Source organism: Pseudomonas sp. P5_109 (assembly GCF_034009455.1).
GTDB lineage: Bacteria > Pseudomonadota > Gammaproteobacteria > Pseudomonadales > Pseudomonadaceae > Aquipseudomonas.
The window spans coordinates 6,465,777-6,489,686 of sequence record NZ_CP125380.1; the positions used below are offsets into that span (position 1 = coordinate 6,465,777).

Here is a 23,910-nt window from a genome sequence, read left to right on the forward strand (position 1 = left end):
GAGCCGGCTTGCTGGCGATTCAGACGACGCGGTGATTCAGGCAGACCGCGTTATCGTTCATCGCCAGCAAGCCGGCGCCTACAGGTGGCAGGCTTAGAAGTCCTTGCACAACCGCAGCGCGTCATAGATCGCCGCATGCACGTTCCGCTGGGCCACGCAGTCGCCGATGCGGAACAACAAGTAGCCGTCGCCGCTCTGCTCCAGGCAAGGCTGCGGCTTGATCGCGAACAAGGCTTCGACGTCGATCTGGCCCTTGTTGCGCGAGCCTTCCTTCATCGCGTAGTAGATCTCCTCGTCCGGACGCACGCCGTTCTCGATCACCACCTGGTCCACCACCCGTTCCTCTTTGGCGCCGGTGTATTCGTTTTCCAGCACCGCCACCAGCTTGTCGCCTTCGCGGTAGACCTTCTCCAGCATCATGTCGCCGGTCATGATCACTTCTTTCGGGTACATGCTGCGGTAGTAAGTCGGGAACGACGTACCACCGATGGCCACGCCCGGCTTGATGTCGTCGGTGACGATCTCGACCTGGCTGCCCTTGTCCGCAATGAAGTCGGCAGTCGACATGCCGGTGAACTCGCAAATGGTGTCGTAGACCAGCACGTTCTTGCCAGGCGCCACCTTGCCGTCGAGCACATCCCAGCTGCTGACCACCAGGCCTTCAGCCGCGCCCCAGTGTTCGTTCTGTTCGATGAACGGATGACCGCCGACGGCCAGCACTACCACGTCCGGACGCAGGTCCATGATGGTCGGCGCATCCGCCGCGGTACCCAGGCGCAGGTCGACTTTCAACCGAGCCAGCTCCAGCTGATACCAACGGGTGATACCGGCGATCTGGTCCCGTTGCGGTGCTTTCGAAGCGGTGGTGATTTGCCCGCCGATGAATTCTTTTTTCTCGAACAGGGTCACGTCGTGGCCACGTTCGGCGGCAACGCGAGCGGCTTCCATCCCCGCAGGACCGGCACCAACGACCACCACCTTGCGTTTCACGCCGGTGGTTTTTTCGATGATGTGCGGCACGCCCATGTACTCACGGGACGTCGCGGCGTTCTGGATGCACAGCACATCCAGGCCCTGATACTGACGGTCGATGCAGTAGTTGGCACCAACGCATTGTTTGATCTGGTCGATCTGGCCCATCTTGATCTTGGCGATCAGGTGCGGGTCGGCGATGTGCGCGCGGGTCATGCCGACCATGTCGACGTAACCGCCTTCCAGAATGCGCGTGGCCTGGTTCGGGTCCTTGATGTTCTGCGCGTGCAGCACGGGAACCTTGACCACTTCCTTGATGCCGGCAGCCAGATGCAGGAACGGCTCCGGTGGATAACTCATGTTCGGAATCACGTTGGCCAGGGTGTTGTGGGTGTCGCAACCCGAGCCCACGACGCCGATGAAATCGAGCATGCCGGTGTCGTCGTAATACTTGGCGATCTGCTTCATGTCTTCATGGGACAGGCCGTCGGGGTGGAACTCGTCACCGCAGATGCGCATGCCCACGCAGAAGTCGTCACCGACCTCGGCGCGCACGGCTTTCAACACTTCCAGGCCGAATTTCATGCGGCCTTCGAAGGTGCCGCCCCATTCGTCGGTACGCTTGTTGACCCGTGGGCTCCAGAACTGGTCGATCATATGCTGGTGCACGGCCGACAGCTCGACACCGTCCAGGCCACCGGCCTTGGCGCGGCGTGCCGCTTGCGCGTAGTTACCGATCACCCGCCAGATCTCTTCCGGCTCGATAGTCTTGCAGGTGGCACGGTGCACCGGCTCACGCACACCCGATGGCGACATCAGGGTCGGCCAGTTGAAGCCGTCCCAACGCGAGCGACGGCCCATGTGGGTAATCTGGATCATGATCTTGGCGCCGTGCTTGTGCATGGCGTCGGCCAGATTCTGGAAGTGCGGAATGATGCGGTCGGTGGACAGGTTTACCGAACTCCACCACTCCTGCGGGCTGTCGATGGCGACCACCGACGAGCCGCCGCAAATCGCCAGGCCGATCCCGCCCTTGGCTTTCTCTTCGTAATACTTGACGTACCGGTCGGTGGTCATGCCACCGTCAGTCGCGTAGACCTCGGCGTGCGCGGTGCTGAGCACGCGGTTGCGGATGGTCAGTTTGCCGATCTGGATCGGCTGGAACATTGCTTCGAAAGCCATGGCGGGTTCCTCGACTTACAACGGCTTGACGGTGAACAAGCCGTCTTCGTGGCCCTCTTCGGAGCCACCGTAGACTTGCTCGGCCACAGTGCGGATCTTGCTGCCGCGAGCGGCGAGGATCTGGTCCATTGCACCGGCAAACCAGCCGGTGAACATGTAGTCGACCTTGCGCCCGACCTTGCCGTACACGTAGACGAACGCCGAGTGTTCGAGCTTGACGCTGGCGGTGCCTTTGTCGAGGTCGATGTCCTGGATCTTGAACAGGCCCCAGCCACGTTGCGACAGACGCTTCATGTAGTGTTCGAACACCGCCACCCCTTCCAGTCCGTGGCATTCGGCTTCTTTTTCACACCAGTGCCAGGCGGACTTGTAGCCGGCCTTATAGAGGATTTCGGCATAAGCTTCAGCGCCCAGCACTTCCTCGATGCCCATGTGGTTGTTGACGAAGAAATGGCGCGGCACATACAGCATCGGCAGGGCGTCGGAGGTCCAGACACCGGTTTCGCTGTCGACTTCGATTGGCAATTGCGGGGCGATCTTGGCCATGGAAACTTAACTCCAGAAAATTCGTTGTGTTGCCCGCTGCACGGACGGCAGCGGGAAAGGATTCAGAAGTGCGGCGGCTTATTCGCCCCAGACGTCTTTCAGCACGTTCACCCAGTTCTCGCCCATGATCTTGCGCACCACGCGCTCGGAATGGCCGCGCTTGAGCAAGGTTTCGGTCAGGTTCGGGAACTCGCCGACGGTGCGGATGCCCAGCGGGTTGATGATCTTGCCGAAGCTGGTCAGGCGGCGGGCGTAGCCCTTGTCGTGGGTCAGGTATTCGAAGAAGTCCTGGCCATGGCCCTGGGTGAAGTCGGTGCCGATGCCGATGGCGTCTTCGCCCACCAGGTTCATGGTGTATTCGATCGCTTCGGCGTAGTCGTCGATGGTCGAATCGATGCCCTTGGCCAGGAACGGCGCGAACATGGTCACACCGACAAAACCGCCGTGGTCGGCGATGAACTTCAGTTCTTCATCGGACTTGTTGCGCGGGTGCTCCTTGAGCCCCGACGGCAGGCAGTGGGAGTAGCAGACCGGCTTCTTCGACTCGAGGATGACTTCTTCGGAAGTCTTGGATCCGACGTGGGACAGGTCGCACATCACGCCGACGCGGTTCATCTCGGCGACGATTTCGCGACCGAAGCCCGACAGGCCGCCATCACGCTCGTAGCAACCGGTGCCCACCAGGTTCTGGGTGTTGTAGCACATCTGCACAATGCCAACGCCGAGCTGCTTGAAGACTTCGACATAGCCGATCTGGTCTTCAAAGGCGTGGGCATTCTGGAAGCCGAAAAGGATGCCGGTCTTGCCCTGCTCCTTGGCCTTGCGGATGTCGGCAGTGGTGCGGACCGGAATCACCAGGTCGCTGTTCTCGCGGATCAGCTTCTGGCTGGCGGCGATGTTGTTGACGGTGGCCTGGAAGCCCTCCCACACCGACACGGTGCAGTTGGCCGCGGTCAAACCGCCCTTGCGCATGTCTTCGAACAGTTCACGGTTCCACTTGGCAATAATCAGCCCGTCGATAACGATGCTGTCGGCGTGCAATTCGGCTGGGCTCATCAGGCTGTCCCCTTATTAGCGATTCATGCGCCGAATCGTCTGCCGGCGCTTTGGGGCCAGCATATGCCTGAGGGAGGGGGCAGCCGGGTGCAAAAACGACAGGGGGTTTGCCGAAAGCGTCAATCCGCGACAAAGGGTCGTCGCCAGGCACAATCACCGACCTGTTCAAGGCCCTCGGCTTGGGCCAGAATTCGGCGAATCACTGGATGCTTCACTGGACAAGAGCGGCGACGATAATGAAATCGATCATTCTGGCAATGGCACTGATTGCGACCGGCGTACACGCAGCGGAGGAGGCCGACGACAACCCCTGCGACAAAGTCGAAAACGACATCCAGACTCTCGAATGCTCGGCCTTCAGCAAAACCACCGCCGAAGACCTGCTCAAGGAAAACCTCCAGGGCCTGACCGAGCGCATGCAGTCGCAATACGGCAAAAACCCGTCGCAACTGGCTGACATCACCGCCAAGCTCAAGGCCGCCCAACAGCAGTGGCTGAAGACCCGCGACGCAGACTGCGCCGTCGAAGCCTTCCCGGCCACCAGTGGCAGCAAGGCGTTCACCATCGCGCAGAATGATTGTGTGGCGCGGATGAGCGATGAACGGTCGGAGTTTTTGGAGTCGATTGGGCAGGAATAGTCCTGAATATTCCGGTGAATGCCGGAACTGCATCCAGCTTTCAACAGCACTTTCCCTTGTTCCTACAACCCGCTATGACCTCGCCTACACGTATTGCTTGGAAGCCCTAATCTGTGGGCTTTTCAAGCAACATGCTGACAACTATTGTTGATTGGCCACCTGGAAAATATAAGTAAAGATTCGCAAGTCTTATAAAAGACTTATATTCTTCCATGAACAGCATCCACTGGACTCGAAAGGCCGTTAAGCAACTCCTGAAATTGCATTCCGCTCATCAGGGCCAGCTTCGTGATGCCATCACGGCGCTGGCAGGCATGCCCGAAGTAGGCAATGTCAAAGCACTGGTCGGTCATGACTACGCTTATCGGCTGCGTGTCGGTAACTATCGAGTCATGTTTGATTGGGATGGCGCGATCAAAGTGGTCAGTATTCAAGAGGTCAAAAAACGCGATGAACGCACCTACTGACATTCAAATCATCAACGACGCCGAAGGCAATCCAGCCTTCGTGGTCATTCCCTATGCGCAATATGTGGCGCAGAAGATTGATCCCGATCTGATTCCTCACGAAGTGGTCAGTCGTATCGTCGATGGCGCCACACCCATCCGCGCCTGGCGCGAACATTTGAACCTTACCCAGGATGAAGTGGCCAAACGCATGGGCATTACCCAACCGGCCTTCGCCCAACAGGAAACAGTCGCCAAGCCACGCAAAGCCACCCGCGAGAAGATCGCCGCGGCGTTTGGCATCACCGCGAGTCAACTTGAGCTGTAAGCTGCACGCTTCAGCCAGTAAAGGATCCAACATGAAAGTCTGCGGCATCGAAATCAAGGGCAGCGAAGCGATCATCGCCGTGGCCACGCTGGACGGTCAGGCGTTGAGCCATCTCACGCTCGCCACCAAGAAAATCGCCCTGGACGATGACGACGAAGCTGCCAACGTCAAAGTGTTCGCCGCTCAGGTCGCTTCGTTTGTCCGTGAGAACTCCATCGACCGCATCGCGATCAAGAAGCGCAGCAAGAAAGGCGAATTCGCGGGCGGGCCGACGACGTTCAAGATCGAAGGGGTTTTCCAGTTGCTGGAGAATTGCGAGGTGACCTTGCTGTCGCCGCAGACAATCAATGCCCAGGCCAAGAAGCATAATTTCGAACTGCCGGGAACGCTGAACAAGTATCAGCATGAAGCGTTCAGGGCGGCGTGTTCGGCGTTGGTGAAGAAGTAACTCCAGGCGCCGCCGTACACATGTGGGAGCGGGCTTGCTCGCGAAGGCGCTGGGTCAGTCTAATTATCTGTCGACTGATACATCGCATTCGCGAGCAAGCCCGCTCCCACAGGTTTCTCGGGTGTTTATGCCTGCGCGGTACGTCGGTCTTCTCGCGGACAGCGCTCATACTTCGCCCGGTAACTGCGGGTGAAATACGAGGGCGATTCAAACCCGCAGGCAATGCTCACCTCCAATACGCTCATGTCGGTCTGGCGCAGCAACTGCCGGGCCTTTTCCAGCCTTAGGCGCAGGTAGAAATTGCTCGGTGTGTCGTTCAGGTGCAGGCGAAACAGGCGCTCTAGCTGTCGCCGCGTCACCTTGATCGATTCCGCCAATTCCAGCGTGCTCAGCGGTGGTTCGCTGTGCTGTTCCATCTCGCCGATCACGTGCACCAGCTTCTTGTTGCTGATGCCATAACGGGTGGCGACTTCCATGCGCTGGTGGTCTTTGCGCGGGCGGATGCGGCCGAGTACGAACTGTTCGCTGACCTGGATCGCCAGTTCCGGGCCGTGGGCCTGGGCGATCAGATCCAGCATTAAATCGATGGAGGCGGTGCCGCCAGCGGAGGTGATGCGCCGTCGGTCGATCTCGAACAGCTCCTGGGTGACGCTGAGCTGTGGATAGGACTCCTTGAAGGCGTCGATAGCTTCCCAGTGCAGGGTCAGGCGATGGCCGTCGAGCAAACCCGCCTCGGCGAGAATGAAGCTGCCGGTGTCGATGGCGCCGAGGATCACGCCTTCGTTGTCCAGCCGACGCAACCAGTGTTCCAGCGCCGGAGTGGCGAACTTCAGCGGCTCGAACCCGGCGACCACCAGCAGTGTCGCGCCTTTCTTTAGCGGCTCCAGAGCCGCATCGGCGTTCACCGACATGCCGTTGCTGGCCAGCACCGCCCCGCCATCGGCGCTCAGCACATGCCAGCGATAGAGCTCGCCGCGAAAGCGATTGGCGACCCGCAACGGCTCGATGGCCGAGATAAATCCGATGGCCGAGAAACCCGGCATCAACAAGAAGTAGAAATCCTGGGACATGGAGCGCACTCGCTTAGCAGGTAACAAGAGGCCAGGTAACGAGAGGGCGGACAGCGTGTGGACGTTGATACGCCACTTGCACGCGGCATTCAAGAGCACAGGTCGCTGCAGTGCAAGAGCTGGTCGCCGCAGTGCGCTTTCATCGGTGCTTTGCTGCGTAACTTGGCATCACCGGCGCATCAGACACCGGAACTCACAATAAACGAACTGCCGAGGAACCTGAGAATGAAACGACTGATCAGCAGCTGTGTTCTTGCACTCAGTGGTACCGCGTTACTGAGCGCCAGTGTCATGGCCGCCGAACCCGCCGCATGCCAGAACGTGCGCATGGGTGTAGTGAACTGGACCGACGTGATCGCCACCAGCGCCATGACCCAGGTATTGCTCGATGGCCTCGGCTATAGCACCAAACAAACCAGCGCCTCCCAGCAAATCATCTTCGCCGGGATCCGCGACCAGCGTCTGGACATGTTCCTCGGCTACTGGAACCCGCTGATGACCCAGACCATCACCCCGTTCGTCGATGCCAAACAGGTCAAGGTGCTTGAAGCGCCAAGCCTGCAGGACGCCCGCGCGACCCTCGCCGTGCCGACCTACCTCGCCGACAAGGGCCTGAAAACCTTCGCCGACATCGCCAAATTCGAAAAAGAACTGGGCGGCAAGATCTACGGCATCGAGCCTGGCTCGGGCGCCAACACCCAGATCAAGGCGATGATTTCCAAGAATCAGTTCGGCCTCGGCAAGTTCCAGCTGGTCGAGTCCAGCGAAGCCGGCATGCTCGCCGCGGTTGATCGCGCCGTACGTCGCAACGAAGCCGTGGTGTTCTTCGGCTGGGCGCCGCACCCGATGAACGTCAACGTGAAAATGACCTACCTCACCGGCAGTGAAAACGCCCTGGGGCCAGACGAAGGCAAGGCCACCGTGTGGACCGTCACCGCACCGACCTACGCCGAACAATGCCCGAATATCGGTCGCTTGCTGAGCAACCTGACATTCACCGCCGAAGACGAGAGTCGGATGATGCAGCCACTGCTGGATCACAAGGACGCCTTCGAGTCGGCCAAGCAATGGCTCAAGGATCACCCGCAGGACAAAAAACGCTGGCTTGAAGGCGTCACCACCTTCGATGGCAAACCGGCCGCTGAAAACCTGCAGCTGACCAGTAAATAAACCCGAACGAACCACCGCCTCGCAGCCCCAACGGGCTGCGAACGGGACCACCACGCCTGGCCAAAACCAAAAACTCGCCTGTAAGGAACCGCCCCATGAACCACGACGTCATCATCACCTGCGCACTCACCGGTGCTGGCGACACGACCGCCAGAAGCCCACACGTGCCGGTCACCCCGAAACAGATCGCGGCCGCCGCCGTGGAAGCCGCCAAGGCCGGCGCCACCGTGGTTCACTGCCATGTGCGTGACCCGCAAACCGGCAAGTTCAGCCGTGACGTGGCGCTGTACCGCGAAGTGATGGAGCGCGTCCGCGAGGCGGACGTGGACATCATCGTCAACCTCACCGCCGGCATGGGCGGCGACCTGGAGATCGGCTCCGGCGAGAACCCGATGGAGTTCGGCCCGAATACCGACCTGGTCGGCCCGTTGACCCGCCTGGCCCACGTCGAAGAACTGCTGCCGGAAATCTGCACCCTCGACTGCGGCACCCTGAACTTCGGCGACGGCGACACCATTTACGTGTCCACCCCGGCGCAGCTGCGCGCTGGCGCCAAACGCATTCAAGAGCTGGGCGTTAAAGCCGAGCTGGAAATTTTCGACACCGGCCACCTGTGGTTCGCCAAGCAGATGATCAAGGAAGGCCTGCTCGACAACCCACTGTTCCAACTGTGCCTGGGCATCCCGTGGGGCGCTCCGGCGGACACCACCACCATGAAAGCCATGGTCGACAACCTGCCCGCCGACGCGGTCTGGGCCGGCTTCGGTATCGGTCGCATGCAGATGCCGATGGCGGCGCAAGCGGTGCTGCTCGGCGGCAACGTGCGGGTCGGGCTGGAAGACAACCTGTGGCTGGACAAGGGCGTGCTGGCGACCAACGGCCAACTGGTCGAGCGCGCCGGCGAAATCCTCAGCCGCCTCGGTGCCCGCGTTCTAACGCCGGCTGAAGGCCGGGCAAAAATGGGCCTGACCAAGCGCGGTTAATCCTCCCAAACACAACCTTGTAGGAGCCGGCTTTTGTGGCGAGGGGGCTTGCCCCCGTTGGGTCGCGAAGCGGCCCTAAAAGCTTTACGACTGCTTCGCAGCCGAACGGGGGCAAGCCCCCTCGCCACAGAGCCGGCTCCTACAACGATCACCGAACTCTTCAGGAAGTCACCATGAGCTTTATCACCGAAATCAAAACCTTCGCAGCGCTGGGCAGCGGTGTCATCGGCAGCGGTTGGGTATCCCGCGCCCTCGCCCATGGTCTGGATGTAGTGGCCTGGGACCCAGCTCCCGGCGCTGAAGCCGCCTTGCGCAAACGCGTCGCCAATGCCTGGGGCGCGCTGGAGAAACAAGGCCTGGCGCCGGGCGCATCACAGGATCGCCTGCGCTTTGTCGCGACCATCGAGGAGTGCGTGCGCGACGCCGACTTCATCCAGGAAAGCGCCCCGGAACGCCTTGAGCTGAAGCTGGACCTGCACAGCAAAATCAGCGCAGCGGCCAAGCCCAACGCCTTGATCGGTTCCAGCACCTCCGGCCTGTTGCCGAGCGAGTTCTACGAAAGCGCCACACACCCGGAGCGCTGCGTAGTCGGCCACCCGTTCAACCCGGTTTACCTGCTACCCCTGGTGGAAGTGGTCGGCGGCAAAAACACCGCCCCTGAAGCCGTGCAAGCGGCAATGAAGGTCTATGAATCCCTGGGCATGCGCCCGCTGCACGTGCGCAAGGAAGTACCGGGCTTCATCGCCGACCGTCTGCTCGAGGCGCTGTGGCGTGAGGCCCTGCACCTGGTCAACGACGGTGTGGCGACCACCGGCGAAATCGACGATGCAATCCGCTTTGGCGCGGGCTTGCGCTGGTCGTTCATGGGCACCTTCCTGACCTACACCCTGGCCGGTGGCGATGCCGGCATGCGCCACTTCATGGCACAGTTCGGCCCGGCGTTGCAATTGCCATGGACCTACCTGCCGGCGCCGGAACTGACCGACAAGCTGATCGACGACGTGGTCGACGGCACCAGCGATCAACTGGGCAAACACAGCATTTCGGCGCTGGAGCGCTATCGTGATGACTGCCTGCTGGCGGTACTGGAGGCGGTGAAGACCACCAAAGAGAAGCATGGGATGGCCTTCAGCGAGTAAGCCTTATGTTATGAGGCCAGCAGTACCGGCCTCTTCGCGAGCAAGCCCGCTCCCACAGGGGATCTGCTGAGTGACCTAGATTGTATTCACACTGCAAATCACTGTGGGAGCGGGCTTGCCCGCGAAGACGGCAGCCCAGTCACCATCAATGTCGGAACTAACATCATGCCCACCCTCACCACCTACCAAACCACCATCATCCCCGACTGGGTCGACTACAACGGCCACCTGCGCGACGCCTTCTACCTGCTGATCTTCAGCTACGCCACCGACGCCCTGATGGATCGCCTGGGCCTGGACAGCAACAGCCGCGAAGCCAGTGGCAACTCGCTGTTCACCCTCGAACTGCACCTGAACTACCTGCACGAAGTGAAGCTCGACGCCCAGGTCGAGGTACACACCCAAATCATTGCCCACGACGGCAAGCGCGTGCACCTCTATCACAGCCTGCATCTGGTCGGTGATGACAAGGAACTCGCCGGCAATGAGCAGATGCTGCTGCACGTGGACCTCGCCGGGCCGCGCTCGGCACCGTTCAGCGAACAGTCCTTGACCCGGCTGCAAGCCATCGTCGCCGAACAGGTAGACCTACCAACACCCGAGTACATAGGCCGAGTGATCGCATTACCCTCCAAAAAATAACAAGGAGATCGCCATGAACACCGCTGCTGCATTTGCCGACTTTCGTACCTATCCGTTAATCAGCGCGCTGACTGGCGTGCAGACTCTGGCGGACCGTGTTCTGGTGAAGTGGGCCGACGATCGCGTCAGCCCTTTCCACCATCAATGGCTGCGGGACAATTGCCCGTGCCCGCAATGCGTCTACACCGTGACCCGCGAACAAGTGCTGGAAATCGTCGATGTGGCTCAGGATCTGATGCCTGACGCCGTACACATCGACACGCAAGGCTGCCTGTCGGTGGACTGGCAGGACGGCCACGCCAGCCGCTTCGATCCCGGCTGGCTGCGCGCCCATGCCTATGACGACGAATCCCGCGCCGAGCGCCAGGCACGCAAGCCAAAAGCCAGGCTTTGGCACAGCGACTTGCAGTTGCCGGTGTTCGAGTATCAGGCGCTGATGACCGATAACGACGCTCTGTTGCAATGGCTGCTGGCGGTACGCGATGTCGGGCTGACCCAAGTCCGCGGCGTGCCCACCGAGCCCGGCTCGTTGAAGCTGATCGCGCAGCGTATTTCCTTCATCCGCGAGAGCAACTTCGGCGTGCTGTTCAACGTGCAATCCAAGGCCGACGCCGACAGCAACGCCTACACCGCGTTCAACCTGCCGCTGCACAGCGATTTGCCGACTCGGGAGTTGCAACCGGGGCTGCAGTTCCTGCATTGCCTGGTCAATGACGCCGAGGGTGGCGAGAGCATTTTTGTCGATGGTTTCGCCATTGCCGACGCCTTGCGCCGGGAAGACCCAGAATCCTTCAAGAGCCTCTGCGAAATCCCCGTGGAGTTTCGCAACAAGGACCGTCACAGTGACTACCGCTGTCTCGCGCCGATCATTGCCCTGGATGCGTTGGGGAGTGTGTCGGAAATCCGCATGGCGAACTTTCTGCGCGGGCCGTTCGATGCTTCGGTAGAGCAGATGCCCAGGCTGTACCAGGCCTACCGGCGCTTCATCGCGATGACCCGCGAACCCCGCTTCCGCCTGATGCAGCGACTCAATCCCGGTGAGCTGTGGTGCTTCGACAACCGCCGCACCCTGCACGCCCGCAACGCCTTCGACCCCACCACCGGCGCCCGGCATTTCCAGGGCTGCTATGTCGACCGGGATGAGTTGCTGTCGCGGATTCTGGTGTTGCAACGCTAGACCGCGTAATCGTTCTTCGCGAGCAAGCCCGCTCCCCCATTCAACCGCATTCCCCCTGAAGGAACTCGGTCGAATGTGGGAGCGGGCTTGCTCGCGAAGGCGGTATATCAATCAACACAAAACCCACTGAATCACAGACAAAAAAAGCCCCGATCAAGCCGTGACAGGATCGAGGCAGAGGGTACTGTTGAGGAGCTGCCGTGCGAGGGTGACCAAACCTTCGTGAAGCGAGCTGAGTCCAGTGTGCCCCCTCCTCAGGCCGGCAAGTTGCCCGAAAACGACCTGTTCATAGCCAATGCTGCCATTGCGACAAATCGCCCTTGCCGACACCCGGCACCCCCACCAGAATCGAACCACGACCCCGTTCCCTGAAGAAGGATTGCGTCATGATGCACGCCGATTTGATAGACCAGGAAGACCTGTTGGGCCAGCTCAAGTCGTTGGGATTCGAAGTGCCCACCGGCGCCACCGCCGAGCAGGCCTGCGAGTGTGCGGTACGGGGATTGAACGATGTGCGGGCAATGACCCTGCGCACCATGGTCAAGCAGATGTACACCAGCAGCGCGACCATCCTGCCGGCGGTGCGCCAGGCGATCGACAAGCAGTTGTTGCCGGCGTTGGCTGAGTATCAGCAGAGCCACACAGGCCGATAAAAAGCCTTCGCGAGCAAGCCCGCTCCCACATTGGTTCTGTGAACGACACAGATCAAATGTGGGAGCGGGCTTGCTCGCGAATGAAAACGCCTCGGACTAGAGCCTTACACTGGCAAACGTCGACTCATTACGCGCCTGGCTCAACGCCGACAACGGCCCGGACAACGGCGACAGCACCAGTGCTTGCGGCAGCGGCATCATCGCCACTTGCTGGGTGGTGTTGGAGCCTACGCGCTCGTCACGCGGCGGAATGCCGAAGTATTCGCGGTAGCACTTGGAGAAGTGCGGCGTGGACACGAAACCGCACACCGACGCCACTTCGATGATCGACATCGGCGTTTGCTTGAGCAGCTGGCGCGCGCGGATCAGGCGCAGCTTGAGGTAGTAACGCGACGGCGAGCAGTGCAGGTATTTCTGGAACAGGCGTTCGAGCTGACGACGGGACACCGCGACATACACCGCCAGTTCGTCGAGGTCGATTGGCTCTTCGAGGTTGGCTTCCATCAGCGCAACGATTTCCTGCAGTTTCGGCTGGTTGGTGCCGAGCATGTGCTTGAGCGGCACACGCTGGTGATCCTGCTCGTTGCGGATGCGCTCGTAGACGAACATTTCCGAAATCGCCGCCGACAGCTCACGACCGTGATCTCGGCTGATCAAGTGCAGCATCATGTCCAGCGGCGCGGTGCCGCCGGAGCTGGTGAACCGGTTACGGTCGAGGGTGAACAGACGGGTGCTCATCGCTACCCGGGGGAAAGCTTCCTGCATCGCCGCCAGGCATTCCCAGTGCACGCTGCAATCGAAACCGTCGAGCAGGCCGGCGCAGGCCAGGGCCCAGCTGCCGGTGCAGACCGCGCCGAGACGGCGCGACTGGCGGGCCTGGCTTTGCAGCCACGACACGTGTTCGCGGGTAACAGTACGCTGGATGCCAATACCGCCGCAGACGATGACAGTGTCCATTGGCGGGGCTTTGTGCATGGAGGCGTCAGGGGTGATTTGCAGGCCGTCACTGGCCCAGACCTGGCCGCCATCGACGGTGAGGGTGGTCCAGCGATACAGCTCGCGACCGGACAACTGGTTGGCCATGCGCAGGGGTTCCACTGCGGAAGCCAGAGAAATCAGCGTGAAATTGTCCAGCAGCAGAAAGCCGATGGATTGAGGCGCACGGTTCTGGGGTTGGGCCCCGGAGTTGAACGTCGTCATCGCGGTATCTCCTCACACAAAGCGGGTGATGGCCTCAGGCGGAGGCTCTTTTTATTGCCATCGTTCTCGCGTGGGAGACGGGCTTTGTAATGACAGAGCAATTGCCATGCCTAAATTTGAATGCGCGTTCAATAACTCCTAAAAACGACGTCGGAATGTGTCTATATATGTCTTGCAAGGCGTGGGGATTTAAATGGCCATCAGGACTGGCAAGCACCCCGGCCCACACGCTGTGAGCAATTCGGTAGCACTTGTGGGAACAGGGCTGCGAGCCGCTGTAAAAGAGTGTCACCGCAGGCACGGGTGACGGGCGGTCGAGGGCTTGAAAGACGCCGACGGCTGGCAAGACGATTTATCTGAGAGCGACGCGCCAAAAGGTGGCGCGTTTTCGAGCAGGTGTTCACTTAGCGCGCAGTTTTGACTGGTCTGTGGCGAGGGGGCTTGCCCCCGTTGGGTCGCGAAGCGGCCCTAAGATTTTTACGACTGCTTCGCAGCCGAACGGGGGCAAGCCCCCTCGCCACAGGGTTCGGTCTCAGCACTCCACCGCGCTAACCGCCAACCCACCCCGCGATGTCTCCTTATATTTGTCATGCATGTCGGCACCGGTATCGCGCATGGTGCGGATCACTCGATCCAGCGAAATAAAGTGCTGGCCATCACCGCGCAATGCCATTTGCGCCGCGTTGATCGCTTTCACCGCGGCAATCGCGTTGCGCTCGATGCACGGCACCTGGACCAGCCCACCCACCGGGTCGCAAGTCAGGCCGAGGTTGTGTTCCAGACCGATTTCCGCCGCGTTGCACAGTTGCTCCGGCGTGGCGCCGAGAATTTCCGCCAACCCGGCTGCCGCCATGGCGCAGGCCGAACCGACTTCGCCCTGGCAGCCAACTTCGGCACCGGAGATCGAGGCGTTCTTCTTGCACAGGATTCCCACAGCCGCCGCGCTGAGGAAGTAGTCGACGACATTGGTGTCGGTCACCGCCTCGCTGAATTTCATAAAGTAGTGCAACACCGCCGGAATGATCCCCGCCGCGCCGTTGGTCGGTGCCGTGACCATGCGCCCGCCAGCGGCGTTCTCTTCGTTGACCGCCAGGGCGAACAGGTTGACCCACTCCATGGCGCTCAAGGTCGAGCCGATCACGTTGGGTTTGTTCAGCTCCTGCAAGCTACGGTGCAGCTTGGCCGCACGACGGCGCACATTCAGCCCGCCGGGCAGGATGCCTTCGTGTTTCAGGCCTTGTTCGACGCAATCCTGCATGGCGCGCCAGAGCGTCATCAAGCCGCTGCGGATTTCATCCTCGCTGCGCCACACCCTCTCGTTAGCCATCATTAATTCAGCTACGCGCAGATTGTGTTTTTTACACAGCTCCAGCAGCTCGGCAGCGCTGGAAAAGTCATAGGGCAGCACGGTGCGGTCGAGGTCGACGACACCGCTTGCGGCCTGAGCCTCATCGACGACAAAACCGCCGCCGACCGAATAGTAGGTGTCGCGATGCAACTCGCCGTCATCGCCCTCGACTATCAAGGTCATGGCGTTGGGGTGGAATGGCAAGTTCTCATCGATCAGGCGCATGTCCCGGGCCCAGGTGAAGGGCACAGGCAAGCGACCGTCGAGCAGCAGCGTATCGGTCTCACGCAGTGTGGCGATGCGGATGCCGATTTGCGACGGATCGATTGCATCCGGCCACTCGCCCATCAGGCCCATGATCACGGCATTGTCGCTGCCGTGGCCGATGCCGGTGGCCGACAACGAACCGAACAGCTGTACTTCGACACGCCGCACCCGCTCCAGCAGCCCGCGCTCGCGCAGGCCCTGCACAAACAACGCCGCCGCCCGCATGGGCCCCACGGTGTGCGAACTGGACGGGCCGATGCCGATTTTGAACAGGTCGAAAACACTGATAGCCATTACTGCCGAACTCCTGGATGGGCCCACTGCGCACGCGAAAGCGCACGGTGACGGAGCTGCTACGCTCAAGCTGCAATCCGCCGAGATGACCGCATCATCAAGCTTTTATCGTGTTGTTCGACGTCTCTAACCGACGCACTCATGCCCACTAACGCCGCGTGTCTTTTACGCAGTGTTTTCGCCGTTTTTTTGCGGTTCGGAGGGGGAAAAAGGGCTGAAAAAATCTGTAAACGACGTCACCGACACTGGAAGCGACCATCCCTGTACTGGATACGACGCACCCTGTAGGCGTCAGATTTTCACTGGTACATGATCATATCGACTCGATTGCAAGGCGCCGTGGTAGAGCTGTCTCCAAAACGCCATCCAACCGCAACCTATAAGTGCGGTGGTCCAGTCGGAACACTGCCAAAAAAAACACCAAGGAGTCCATCCATGAAAGGTTCCCCGTCGTTGTTGTTGGCCGCCATGCTTAGTCTGCCGGTTCTGGCGCAAGCCGCAGAACCGGCGCAGTGCAGTACCGTAAATTTCTCCGATGTCGGCTGGACCGACATCACCGCGACAACCGCGACCACCAGCGTCGTGCTCGATGCCCTCGGCTACAAGACCAAGACCACCATGATTTCCGTGCCCGTGACCTACAAGTCCCTGGCCGACGGCAAGAACATGGACGTGTTCCTGGGGAACTGGATGCCAACCATGGAAAACGACATCAAGGCCTATCGCGACGCGGGCACCGTGGATGTCGTGCGCACCAACCTCAAGGGCGCCAAGTACACCCTCGCCGTTCCCCAGGCGCTGTACGACAAGGGGCTGCATGACTTCGCCGACATCGCCAAATTCAAGAAAGAACTCGACGGCAAGATCTACGGCATCGAGCCTGGCAACGACGGCAACCGCCTGATCCAGAGCATGATCGACAAAGATGCCTTCGGCTTGAAGGCCGCCGGTTTCAAAGTCGTCGAATCCTCCGAAGCCGGCATGCTGTCGCAAGTAGACCGCGCGCAGAAACGCGACACCGCCGTGGTGTTCCTCGGCTGGGCGCCGCACCCGATGAACAAGCGCTTCAAGATTCAATACCTGACCGGTGGTGATGATTTCTTCGGCCCGGACTTCGGTGCCGCCACCGTGGCGACCAACACCCGCAAGGGTTACGCGCAGGAGTGCGGCAACGTTGGTCAGTTGCTGAAGAACCTGGAGTTCACCGTCGACATGGAAAGTGAACTGATGGGCAACATCCTGGACGACAAGATGAAGCCTGACGCGGCCGCCAAGGCCTGGCTGAAAAAGAATCCACAGGTGCTCGATACCTGGCTCGCTGGCGTGACCACCATTGACGGTAAACCTGGCCTGGAGGCCGTGAAAGCCAAACTGCAGTAATCGCTTATGCCGGGCAGGTTCGCCTGCCCGGGCTGTTTATTTCCTTGCATGCGGACGTTCACTACCATGCTGATTGATCAGAAAATACCCCTAGGCCAGTACATCGCGAGCTTCGTTGAATGGTTGACGCAACACGGCGCCAGCACCTTCGACGCCATCGCCGTGACACTGGAAACGATGATCCACGGCGTGACGTTTGCGCTGACCTGGTTCAACCCGCTGGCACTGATCGGCCTGATCGCACTACTGGCACACTTCATTCAACGCAAATGGGGCCTGACCGCCTTTGTCGTTGCCTCCTTCCTGCTGATCCTCAATCTGGGGTACTGGCAGGAAACCATGGAAACCCTCGCCCAGGTGCTGTTCGCCACCCTGGTCTGCGTGGTCATCGGCGTGCCGCTGGGCATCGTCGCCGCGCACAAGCCGATGTTCTATACTTTAATGCGTCCGGTACTCGATCTGATGCAGACCGTACCGACCTTCGTTTACCTCATTCCTACCCTGACCCTCTTCGGGCTGGGCGTGGTCCCGGGCCTGATCTCCACGGTGGTGTTCGCGATTGCCGCGCCCATCCGCCTGACCTACCTGGGTATCCGCGATGTTCCGGAAGAACTGATGGACGCCGGCAAAGCCTTTGGCTGCTCGCGACGTCAACTGCTCTCGCGAATCGAACTGCCCCACGCCATGCCAAGCATCGCGGCCGGTATTACCCAGTGCATCATGCTGTCTCTTTCGATGGTGGTGATCGCGGCACTGGTGGGCGCCGATGGCCTGGGTAAACCGGTGGTCAACGCACTGAACACTGCTGATATCGCGCTGGGCTTCGAAGCTGGCCTGGCGATCGTACTGCTGGCGATCATGCTCGACCGTATCTGCAAACAACCCGACGCCAAAGTAGGGGGTGATGCATGAGCATAATTCGCTTCGATAACGTTGACGTTATCTTCTCCAAGGATCCACGCGAGGCGCTCAAGCTGCTGGATCAGGGCATGACCCGCAACGAAATCCTGAAAAAGACCGGGCAGATTGTCGGCGTTGAAAAAGCCAGCCTGGACGTCGAAAAAGGTGAGATCTGCGTACTGATGGGCCTGTCCGGCTCCGGCAAGTCCAGCCTGTTGCGCTGCATCAACGGCCTGAACACCGTCAGCCGCGGCAAGTTGTTCGTCGAGCACGAAGGCAAGCAGATCGATATCGCCTCCTGCACCCCGGCAGAACTGAAAATGATGCGCACCAAGCGCATCGCGATGGTGTTCCAGAAGTTCGCCCTGATGCCTTGGCTGACCGTTCGCGAGAACATCAGCTTCGGCCTGGAAATGCAGGGCCGCCCCGAGAAAGAACGCCGCAAATTGGTAGACGACAAGCTTGAGCTGGTGGGCCTGACCCAGTGGCGCAACAAGAAACCCAACGAGCTGTCCGGTGGCATGCAACAACGCGTGGGCCTGGCCCGTGCCCTCGCGATGGACGCCGACATCCTGCTGATGGACGAACCGTTCTCGGCACTCGACCCGCTGATCCGCCAGGGTCTTCAGGACGAACTGCTGGAACTGCAACGCAAGCTGAGCAAGACCATCGTGTTCGTCAGCCACGACCTCGACGAGGCCCTGAAACTGGGTAGCCGCATCGCGATCATGAAAGACGGCCGGATCATCCAGTACAGCAAACCGGAAGAAATCGTCCTCAACCCGGCGGACGACTACGTGCGGACCTTCGTGGCCCACACCAACCCGCTGAACGTACTGTGCGGCCGCAGCCTGATGCGCACCCTGGACAACTGCAAACGCATCAACGGTTCGGTGTGCCTGGATCCGGGCGGCGATTCGTGGCTGGACCTGGCTGAAGGCAACACCATCAAGGGCGCTCGCCAGAACGGGTCTGCGCTGGACTTGCAGAACTGGGTACCGGGTCAGGCCGTTGAAGGCCTGGGCCGTCGACCAACTCTGGTGGACTCGAACATCGGCATGCGCGATGCGCTGCAGATTCGTTATCAGACCGGCAACAAACTGGTGCTGCACGATAACAACCATGTGGTGGGGATTCTCGGCGACAGCGAGTTGTATCACGCACTGCTCGGCAAGAACCTGGGGTAAGGCAACAGACACAAAAACGCCGCGAGAGGATCGCGGCGTTTTTGTTAGTGCAGATATTCAGCTGTAAGCAGAGAACCCTGTGGCGAGGGGGCTTGCCCCCGTTCGGCGGCGTAGCCGTCGTAAATCCGGATAATGCGGTTTATCTGAACTACTGCGGTGTCTGGATTTGGGGTCGCTGCGCAACCCAACGGGGGCAAGCCCCCTCACCACAATTAGAACTGCGGAGCATTGACTGCACCGCAGTACCTCACTTCTTAGCTATAAACCCGGCCAAGGAGCTGCCGATGGCTTTCAAACTGATCGAGCACGTCACGGGTGATCTGATCCTGGGTGAAACCCATCAAGTCGTAGTCCTGGCTGCCGTTGTGCAGGTAAACCTCGGCACGGTAGAAACGCTGACGCGCCTCATCGGACTGGGCAGACTCGGTCGGCGTGGCCAGATAACCGTCCAGGCTCACTTCGTAGACGAAAGGGTTGCCCTCTTCCATTTCCACCCGTACACCCATGCAGCGCTTGGATTTGCCCAGCAGTGTCTGCACTTGCAGGCCTTGAGCACGCATTTGCGCCGTCGCATCTTGCAGCGCCGGGCTCACTTGCTTGTCCATGAAGCGCTGTACCACCGATTGGCTCGGCTGCAGGTCCAGTTGGGTCAGGCGCTCGCTGAAACCACGACGACCGCGTGCCGCCAGCTCCGCTTGCTCCTGTTCGATCTGCACGTCCTGGCGCATGGCCTTGTGCAAGCCGAACATGAAGAACACCAGCACCACCGAGAACGGCAGGCCAGCCAACACCACCATGGTTTGCATGGCTTCGAAGTTGCCGGCGAACAGCAGACCGATGGTCACCAGGGTGATCACCGCCGACCAGAAGATCCGCAACCAGTGCGGGGCGTCTTCGTCAACGTTGCCGCCCTTGCACGACAGGTTGGCCATCATCACCGCGCCGGAATCCGCCGGGGTCAGGAACAGCACGAAACCGACGAAAATCGATACGCCGATCACAACCTTCGACGCAGGGTAATGCTCAAGCAACTGGTAGATCGCCATGGACGGCTGTTCCAGCGCCGTCTTCCCGAGTTCCACCGCCCCATGGTTCATCACCAGGTCCAGGGCCGAGTTACCGAAGATCGACAGCCACGCCAGGGTGAAACCCAGCGGAATCAGGAGCACGCCCGCGACCAGTTCGCGCACGGTACGACCACGGGAAATACGCGCGATGAACATGCCCACGAATGGCGCCCAGGAAATCCACCAGGCCCAGTAGAACAGAGTCCACAGGCCCAGCCAGCGGTCGGACTTCTCACTGTCGCCTTCGTACACATAGAGGTCGAAGGTCTTCAGCACCACGCCATTCAGGTAGTCACCGACGTTCTGCACGAAACCGTTGAGCAGGTGCAGGGTCGGGCCGAACAACAGCACGAAAATCAGCAAGCCGCTGAACAGCACGATGTTCAGGTTGGACAGGCGGCGGATGCCGTTTTCCACGCCCGACACGGCGGCGATGGTCGCCACGGTGCTCATCACGATGATCACGATCAGCAGGTTGGTGTTGCTGTGCTCCATGCCGAACAGGTTTTCCAGCCCCGACGACACTTGCAGCGAACCAATCCCCAGGTTCGTCACCAGACCCAGCAGGGTCACGAACATGCCGAAGCCGTCCACCGCATGCCCGGCCGCGCCCTTGACCCAACGCTCGCCCACCAGCGGATACAGCGCCGAACGCAACGCCAGCGGCTGGTTATGACGATAAGCAAAGTAGGCAACGGCCAGACCGACCAATGCGTAGATCGCCCAGCCGTGCAGGCCCCAGTGCAGGAACGTCAGTTGCACCGCCTGACGGGCGGCAAGGTTGCTGCCGGCCACGCCTTCCGGCGGGTTGAAGTAGTGGTCCAGCGGCTCCGATGCGCCGAAGTACAGCAGCGAAATGCCGATACCCGACGAGAACAGCATCCCCGCCCAGGCGCCGTAGCTGAAGTCCGGGGTGTCGTCCTTGCTGCCCAGCTTGAGTTTGCCGTAGGACGAAAACGCCAGGCCGACGACAAAAATCAGGTAGGCGGCAATCACCACCATGTAGTACCAGCCGAAGCTGCGGGACAACCAGGCTTGCGCCGTACCCAGCATTCTGCCGGCCTCTTGCGGGGCGATGATCAGAATGGCGGTCAACAACAGAATCAACGCGGTAGAGGTGTAGAACACCCAACCGTTGACCGTCACCTTCTCGGGTGGGGTCTTTATTAGCGAGGCAGAACTCATGGCACAGATGCTCCGGGCAGTGCGAGAGAAGAACGCAAGACAAACGAGTTACCCGACCAATCGGTTAGTGGGCAGCCGACCGGCGGGTGATATAAAGACACCCCGAAAAAAGCCCGAAACCCCTGGAGCGCCACAGCGCGTAGGTTTCGAGCAGTTTTTGATGTCGTTTTTCCGCCAACTACAAGTAGGAAAAACCTGTAGGCAGCGACGATTTGTCGCAGATCTTATTCTTTGTTGATTGAACGTTCAATCAAAACAAAATAGACTGGCCCTCAAGCCGATGGACGTTCTGCGTCTGCCGGAAGGCCTAAGGAGATGTGCAAGATGCCCAAGGTCGGTATGCAACCCATCCGCCGCCAGCAATTGATCGAAGCCACTTTGCTGGCCGTCGACCAGGTCGGAATGGGGGACGCCAGCATTGCGCTGATCGCCCGTTTGGCCGGTGTCTCGAATGGCATCATCAGTCATTACTTTCAGGACAAGAACGGCCTGATTGCCGCCACCATGGGGTACCTGATGACGGTCCTGAGCGAGAACGTCACCGCGCGCCGATTGGCGCTGACAGATGACAGCCCGCGGGCGCATCTGCAGGTGATCATCGAAGGCAACTTCGACGCCAGCCAAGTCAATGGCCCGGCAATGAAAACCTGGCTGGCCTTCTGGGCCACCAGCATGCACCAGCCGTCTTTGCACAGGTTGCAGCGGATCAACGATCACCGCCTGTATTCCAACCTGTGCTGCCAGTTCCGCCGCGTGCTGCCGCTCAATGATGCGCGCAGTGCCGCCCGGGGCCTGGCAGCGTTGATCGACGGATTGTGGTTGCGCGGCGCGCTGTCGGGAGATGCTTTCGACACCGAGCAGGCGCAACAGATCGCTTACGAATACATGGATACCCAACTGGCCAAGCGGGTGAGTTAGAGCACACACAAACGCTCAACCACCGGACCGTGCCAACCACTTATGCTCTTGCGAGGACTTTATGGCCCGTTTCGAATTGCAAAAACTCTACATCGATGGTGCTTACAGCGACGCCAGCAGCGACGCCACTTTCGAAGCCATCAACCCGGCTAATGGTGAAGTCCTCGCAAAAGTGCAACGTGCGACCAAGGACGACGTCGAACGCGCCGTCGTCAGCGCCGAAAAGGGCCAGAAGATCTGGGCTGCCATGACCGCCATGGAGCGTTCGCGCATCCTGCGTCGCGCCGTGGAAATCCTGCGTGAGCGCAACGACGAACTGGCCGCCCTGGAAACCCTGGACACCGGTAAAGCGTTCTCCGAAACCAAGTACGTCGACATCGTCACCGGTGCTGACGTGCTGGAGTACTACGCAGGCCTGGTACCGGCCATCGAAGGCGAGCAGATCCCACTGCGCACCACTTCGTTCGTCTACACCCGTCGCGAGCCGCTGGGCGTCGTGGCCGGTATCGGCGCATGGAACTACCCGATCCAGATCGCCCTGTGGAAATCCGCACCTGCCCTGGCGGCCGGTAACGCGATGATCTTCAAGCCAAGCGAAGTCACCTCGCTGACCACCCTGAAACTGGCCGAAATCTACACCGAAGCCGGCCTGCCAAACGGCGTGTTCAACGTCCTGACCGGCAGCGGCCGCGAAGTCGGCACCTGGCTGACCGAGCACCCGCGCATCGAGAAGATCTCGTTCACCGGCGGCACCGACACCGGCAAGAAAGTCATGGCCAGCGCTTCGGCTTCGTCGCTCAAAGACGTGACCATGGAACTGGGCGGCAAATCCCCGCTGATCATCTGCGACGACGCCGACCTCGATCGCGCCGCCGACACCGCGATGATGGCCAACTTCTACAGCTCCGGCCAGGTCTGCACCAACGGCACTCGCGTGTTCGTACCGGCCCACCTGAAAGCCGATTTCGAAGCCAAGATCGTTGAGCGCGTTGCGCGCATCCGCATCGGTAACCCGGAAGACGAAAACACCAACTTCGGCCCGCTGGTCAGCTTCGCCCACATGGAAAACGTGCTGGGCTACATCGCCAAGGGCAAGGAAGAAGGCGCCCGCGTACTGTGCGGCGGCGAACGCCTGACCGACGGCGAATTCGCCAAAGGCGCCTTCGTCGCGCCGACCGTGTTCACCGACTGCACCGACGACATGACCATCGTCCGTGAAGAAATCTTTGGCCCGGTGATGGCGATCCTGTCGTACGAAACCGAGGAAGAAGTGATCCGCCGCGCCAACGACACCGACTTCGGCCTGGCCGCCGGTATCGTCACCAAGGACCTGAACCGCGCCCACCGCGTGATTCATCAGCTGGAAGCCGGTATCTGCTGGATCAACGCCTGGGGCGAGTCCGACGCGAAGATGCCGGTTGGCGGCTACAAGCAGTCGGGTGTTGGCCGTGAAAACGGCATCAGCTCGCTGAACAACTTCACCCGCATCAAATCGGTACAGGTCGAGCTGGGCGATTACGTCTCGGTGTTCTGATTCGCACGCGCTCTGGAGTGGACGCCATTGTGGCGAGGGGGCTTGCCCCCGTTGGGCCGCGGAGCGGCCCCATCCAGACGCCGCATGCTTTCAGATAGAACGAGGTCGCTGAATTTGCGACTGCTGCGCAGCCGAACGGGGGCAAGCCCCCTCGCCACAGGTTATGCAGTGTCCCAGCGA

Annotated in this window: 22 protein-coding genes; 15 read left to right on the forward strand and 7 right to left on the reverse strand. The window is 60.4% G+C overall.

Going from position 1 to position 23,910, the window contains the following annotated elements:
• Positions 1 to 93 precede the first annotated feature (93 nt).
• The 3 genes from dgcA to QMK54_RS28835 form a co-directional block, all read right to left on the reverse strand.
• Complete coding sequence (gene dgcA / locus QMK54_RS28825; RefSeq protein WP_110659631.1) at positions 94 to 2,154, reverse strand: dimethylglycine demethylation protein DgcA; 2,061 nt, start codon at positions 2,152 to 2,154, stop codon at positions 94 to 96.
• A gap of 15 nt (positions 2,155 to 2,169) precedes the next feature.
• Positions 2,170 to 2,700 (reverse strand): DUF5943 domain-containing protein, encoded by a 531-nt coding sequence (locus tag QMK54_RS28830; protein ID WP_008048169.1) that lies wholly within the window; start codon positions 2,698 to 2,700, stop codon positions 2,170 to 2,172.
• A gap of 78 nt (positions 2,701 to 2,778) precedes the next feature.
• Complete coding sequence (locus tag QMK54_RS28835) at positions 2,779 to 3,756, reverse strand: dipeptidase (protein ID WP_108216971.1); 978 nt, start codon at positions 3,754 to 3,756, stop codon at positions 2,779 to 2,781.
• Positions 3,757 to 3,992: 236 nt separating this feature from the next.
• Between QMK54_RS28835 and QMK54_RS28840 the strand changes: the two genes are divergently transcribed.
• From QMK54_RS28840 to QMK54_RS28855, 4 genes are all read left to right on the forward strand, one after another.
• Positions 3,993 to 4,394, forward strand: coding sequence for a lysozyme inhibitor LprI family protein (locus tag QMK54_RS28840; protein ID WP_110659632.1), 402 nt, complete (start codon positions 3,993 to 3,995; stop codon positions 4,392 to 4,394).
• A 212-nt stretch (positions 4,395 to 4,606) separates the two neighbouring features.
• The gene (locus tag QMK54_RS28845; protein ID WP_110659633.1) at positions 4,607 to 4,861 is read left to right on the forward strand and encodes a type II toxin-antitoxin system RelE family toxin; all 255 of its coding nucleotides are present in this window, start codon (positions 4,607 to 4,609) and stop codon (positions 4,859 to 4,861) included.
• Positions 4,845 to 5,168, forward strand: coding sequence for a helix-turn-helix domain-containing protein (locus QMK54_RS28850; protein WP_110659634.1), 324 nt, complete (start codon positions 4,845 to 4,847; stop codon positions 5,166 to 5,168). Before QMK54_RS28845 ends, QMK54_RS28850 begins: the two co-directional genes overlap by 17 nt.
• Positions 5,169 to 5,199: 31 nt before the next feature.
• A complete protein-coding gene (locus QMK54_RS28855) occupies positions 5,200 to 5,616 on the forward strand; it encodes a DUF3010 family protein (RefSeq protein WP_110659635.1) in 417 nt (138 codons plus the stop codon).
• A 125-nt stretch (positions 5,617 to 5,741) separates the two neighbouring features.
• On the opposite strand, the gene QMK54_RS28860 is transcribed toward QMK54_RS28855, so the two are convergent.
• On the reverse strand, positions 5,742 to 6,686 hold the full coding sequence (locus QMK54_RS28860) for a GlxA family transcriptional regulator (protein WP_110659636.1): 945 nt from the start codon (positions 6,684 to 6,686) through the stop codon (positions 5,742 to 5,744).
• A gap of 225 nt (positions 6,687 to 6,911) precedes the next feature.
• On the opposite strand from QMK54_RS28860, the gene QMK54_RS28865 reads away from it, so the two are divergent.
• From QMK54_RS28865 to QMK54_RS28890, 6 genes are all read left to right on the forward strand, one after another.
• Complete coding sequence (locus QMK54_RS28865) at positions 6,912 to 7,856, forward strand: choline ABC transporter substrate-binding protein (RefSeq protein WP_110659637.1); 945 nt, start codon at positions 6,912 to 6,914, stop codon at positions 7,854 to 7,856.
• 95 nt (positions 7,857 to 7,951) lie between these two features.
• On the forward strand, positions 7,952 to 8,839 hold the full coding sequence (locus QMK54_RS28870) for a 3-keto-5-aminohexanoate cleavage protein (RefSeq protein ID WP_320401708.1): 888 nt from the start codon (positions 7,952 to 7,954) through the stop codon (positions 8,837 to 8,839).
• A 173-nt stretch (positions 8,840 to 9,012) separates the two neighbouring features.
• A complete protein-coding gene (locus QMK54_RS28875; RefSeq protein ID WP_095964145.1) occupies positions 9,013 to 9,978 on the forward strand; it encodes an L-carnitine dehydrogenase in 966 nt (321 codons plus the stop codon).
• Positions 9,979 to 10,143: 165 nt separating this feature from the next.
• Positions 10,144 to 10,620: a thioesterase family protein gene (locus QMK54_RS28880; protein ID WP_223589772.1), complete on the forward strand. Its 477-nt coding sequence runs from the start codon at positions 10,144 to 10,146 to the stop codon at positions 10,618 to 10,620.
• Between the two features lie 13 nt (positions 10,621 to 10,633).
• Positions 10,634 to 11,797, forward strand: coding sequence for a gamma-butyrobetaine dioxygenase (locus tag QMK54_RS28885; protein WP_223589769.1), 1,164 nt, complete (start codon positions 10,634 to 10,636; stop codon positions 11,795 to 11,797).
• Positions 11,798 to 12,183: 386 nt separating this feature from the next.
• Positions 12,184 to 12,450, forward strand: coding sequence for a hypothetical protein (locus QMK54_RS28890; protein WP_007995656.1), 267 nt, complete (start codon positions 12,184 to 12,186; stop codon positions 12,448 to 12,450).
• Between the two features lie 96 nt (positions 12,451 to 12,546).
• On the opposite strand, the gene QMK54_RS28895 is transcribed toward QMK54_RS28890, so the two are convergent.
• Complete coding sequence (locus QMK54_RS28895; protein WP_007975492.1) at positions 12,547 to 13,650, reverse strand: GlxA family transcriptional regulator; 1,104 nt, start codon at positions 13,648 to 13,650, stop codon at positions 12,547 to 12,549.
• Between the two features lie 532 nt (positions 13,651 to 14,182).
• On the reverse strand, positions 14,183 to 15,559 hold the full coding sequence (locus QMK54_RS28900; protein WP_320401709.1) for an L-serine ammonia-lyase: 1,377 nt from the start codon (positions 15,557 to 15,559) through the stop codon (positions 14,183 to 14,185).
• A 435-nt stretch (positions 15,560 to 15,994) separates the two neighbouring features.
• On the opposite strand from QMK54_RS28900, the gene QMK54_RS28905 reads away from it, so the two are divergent.
• The 3 genes from QMK54_RS28905 (at position 15,995) to choV (ending at position 19,026) form a co-directional block, all read left to right on the forward strand.
• Positions 15,995 to 16,939: a choline ABC transporter substrate-binding protein gene (locus QMK54_RS28905; protein WP_110662210.1), complete on the forward strand. Its 945-nt coding sequence runs from the start codon at positions 15,995 to 15,997 to the stop codon at positions 16,937 to 16,939.
• Positions 16,940 to 17,005: 66 nt separating this feature from the next.
• Complete coding sequence (gene choW / locus QMK54_RS28910; RefSeq protein WP_110662211.1) at positions 17,006 to 17,851, forward strand: choline ABC transporter permease subunit; 846 nt, start codon at positions 17,006 to 17,008, stop codon at positions 17,849 to 17,851.
• Positions 17,848 to 19,026 (forward strand): choline ABC transporter ATP-binding protein, encoded by a 1,179-nt coding sequence (gene choV / locus QMK54_RS28915; protein ID WP_223589767.1) that lies wholly within the window; start codon positions 17,848 to 17,850, stop codon positions 19,024 to 19,026. Before choW ends, choV begins: the two co-directional genes overlap by 4 nt.
• Before the next feature lie 254 nt (positions 19,027 to 19,280).
• On the opposite strand, the gene QMK54_RS28925 is transcribed toward choV, so the two are convergent.
• Positions 19,281 to 21,221: a BCCT family transporter gene (locus QMK54_RS28925; protein WP_413787380.1), complete on the reverse strand. Its 1,941-nt coding sequence runs from the start codon at positions 21,219 to 21,221 to the stop codon at positions 19,281 to 19,283.
• 381 nt (positions 21,222 to 21,602) lie between these two features.
• On the opposite strand from QMK54_RS28925, the gene betI reads away from it, so the two are divergent.
• Both betI and betB read left to right on the forward strand, forming a co-directional pair.
• Entirely contained in the window at positions 21,603 to 22,196 is a 594-nt protein-coding gene (gene betI / locus QMK54_RS28930) for a transcriptional regulator BetI (protein WP_223589762.1), read from the forward strand.
• Between the two features lie 61 nt (positions 22,197 to 22,257).
• The gene (gene betB / locus QMK54_RS28935) at positions 22,258 to 23,730 is read left to right on the forward strand and encodes a betaine-aldehyde dehydrogenase (RefSeq protein ID WP_110661900.1); all 1,473 of its coding nucleotides are present in this window, start codon (positions 22,258 to 22,260) and stop codon (positions 23,728 to 23,730) included.
• The last annotated feature ends 180 nt before the right edge of the window (positions 23,731 to 23,910 follow it).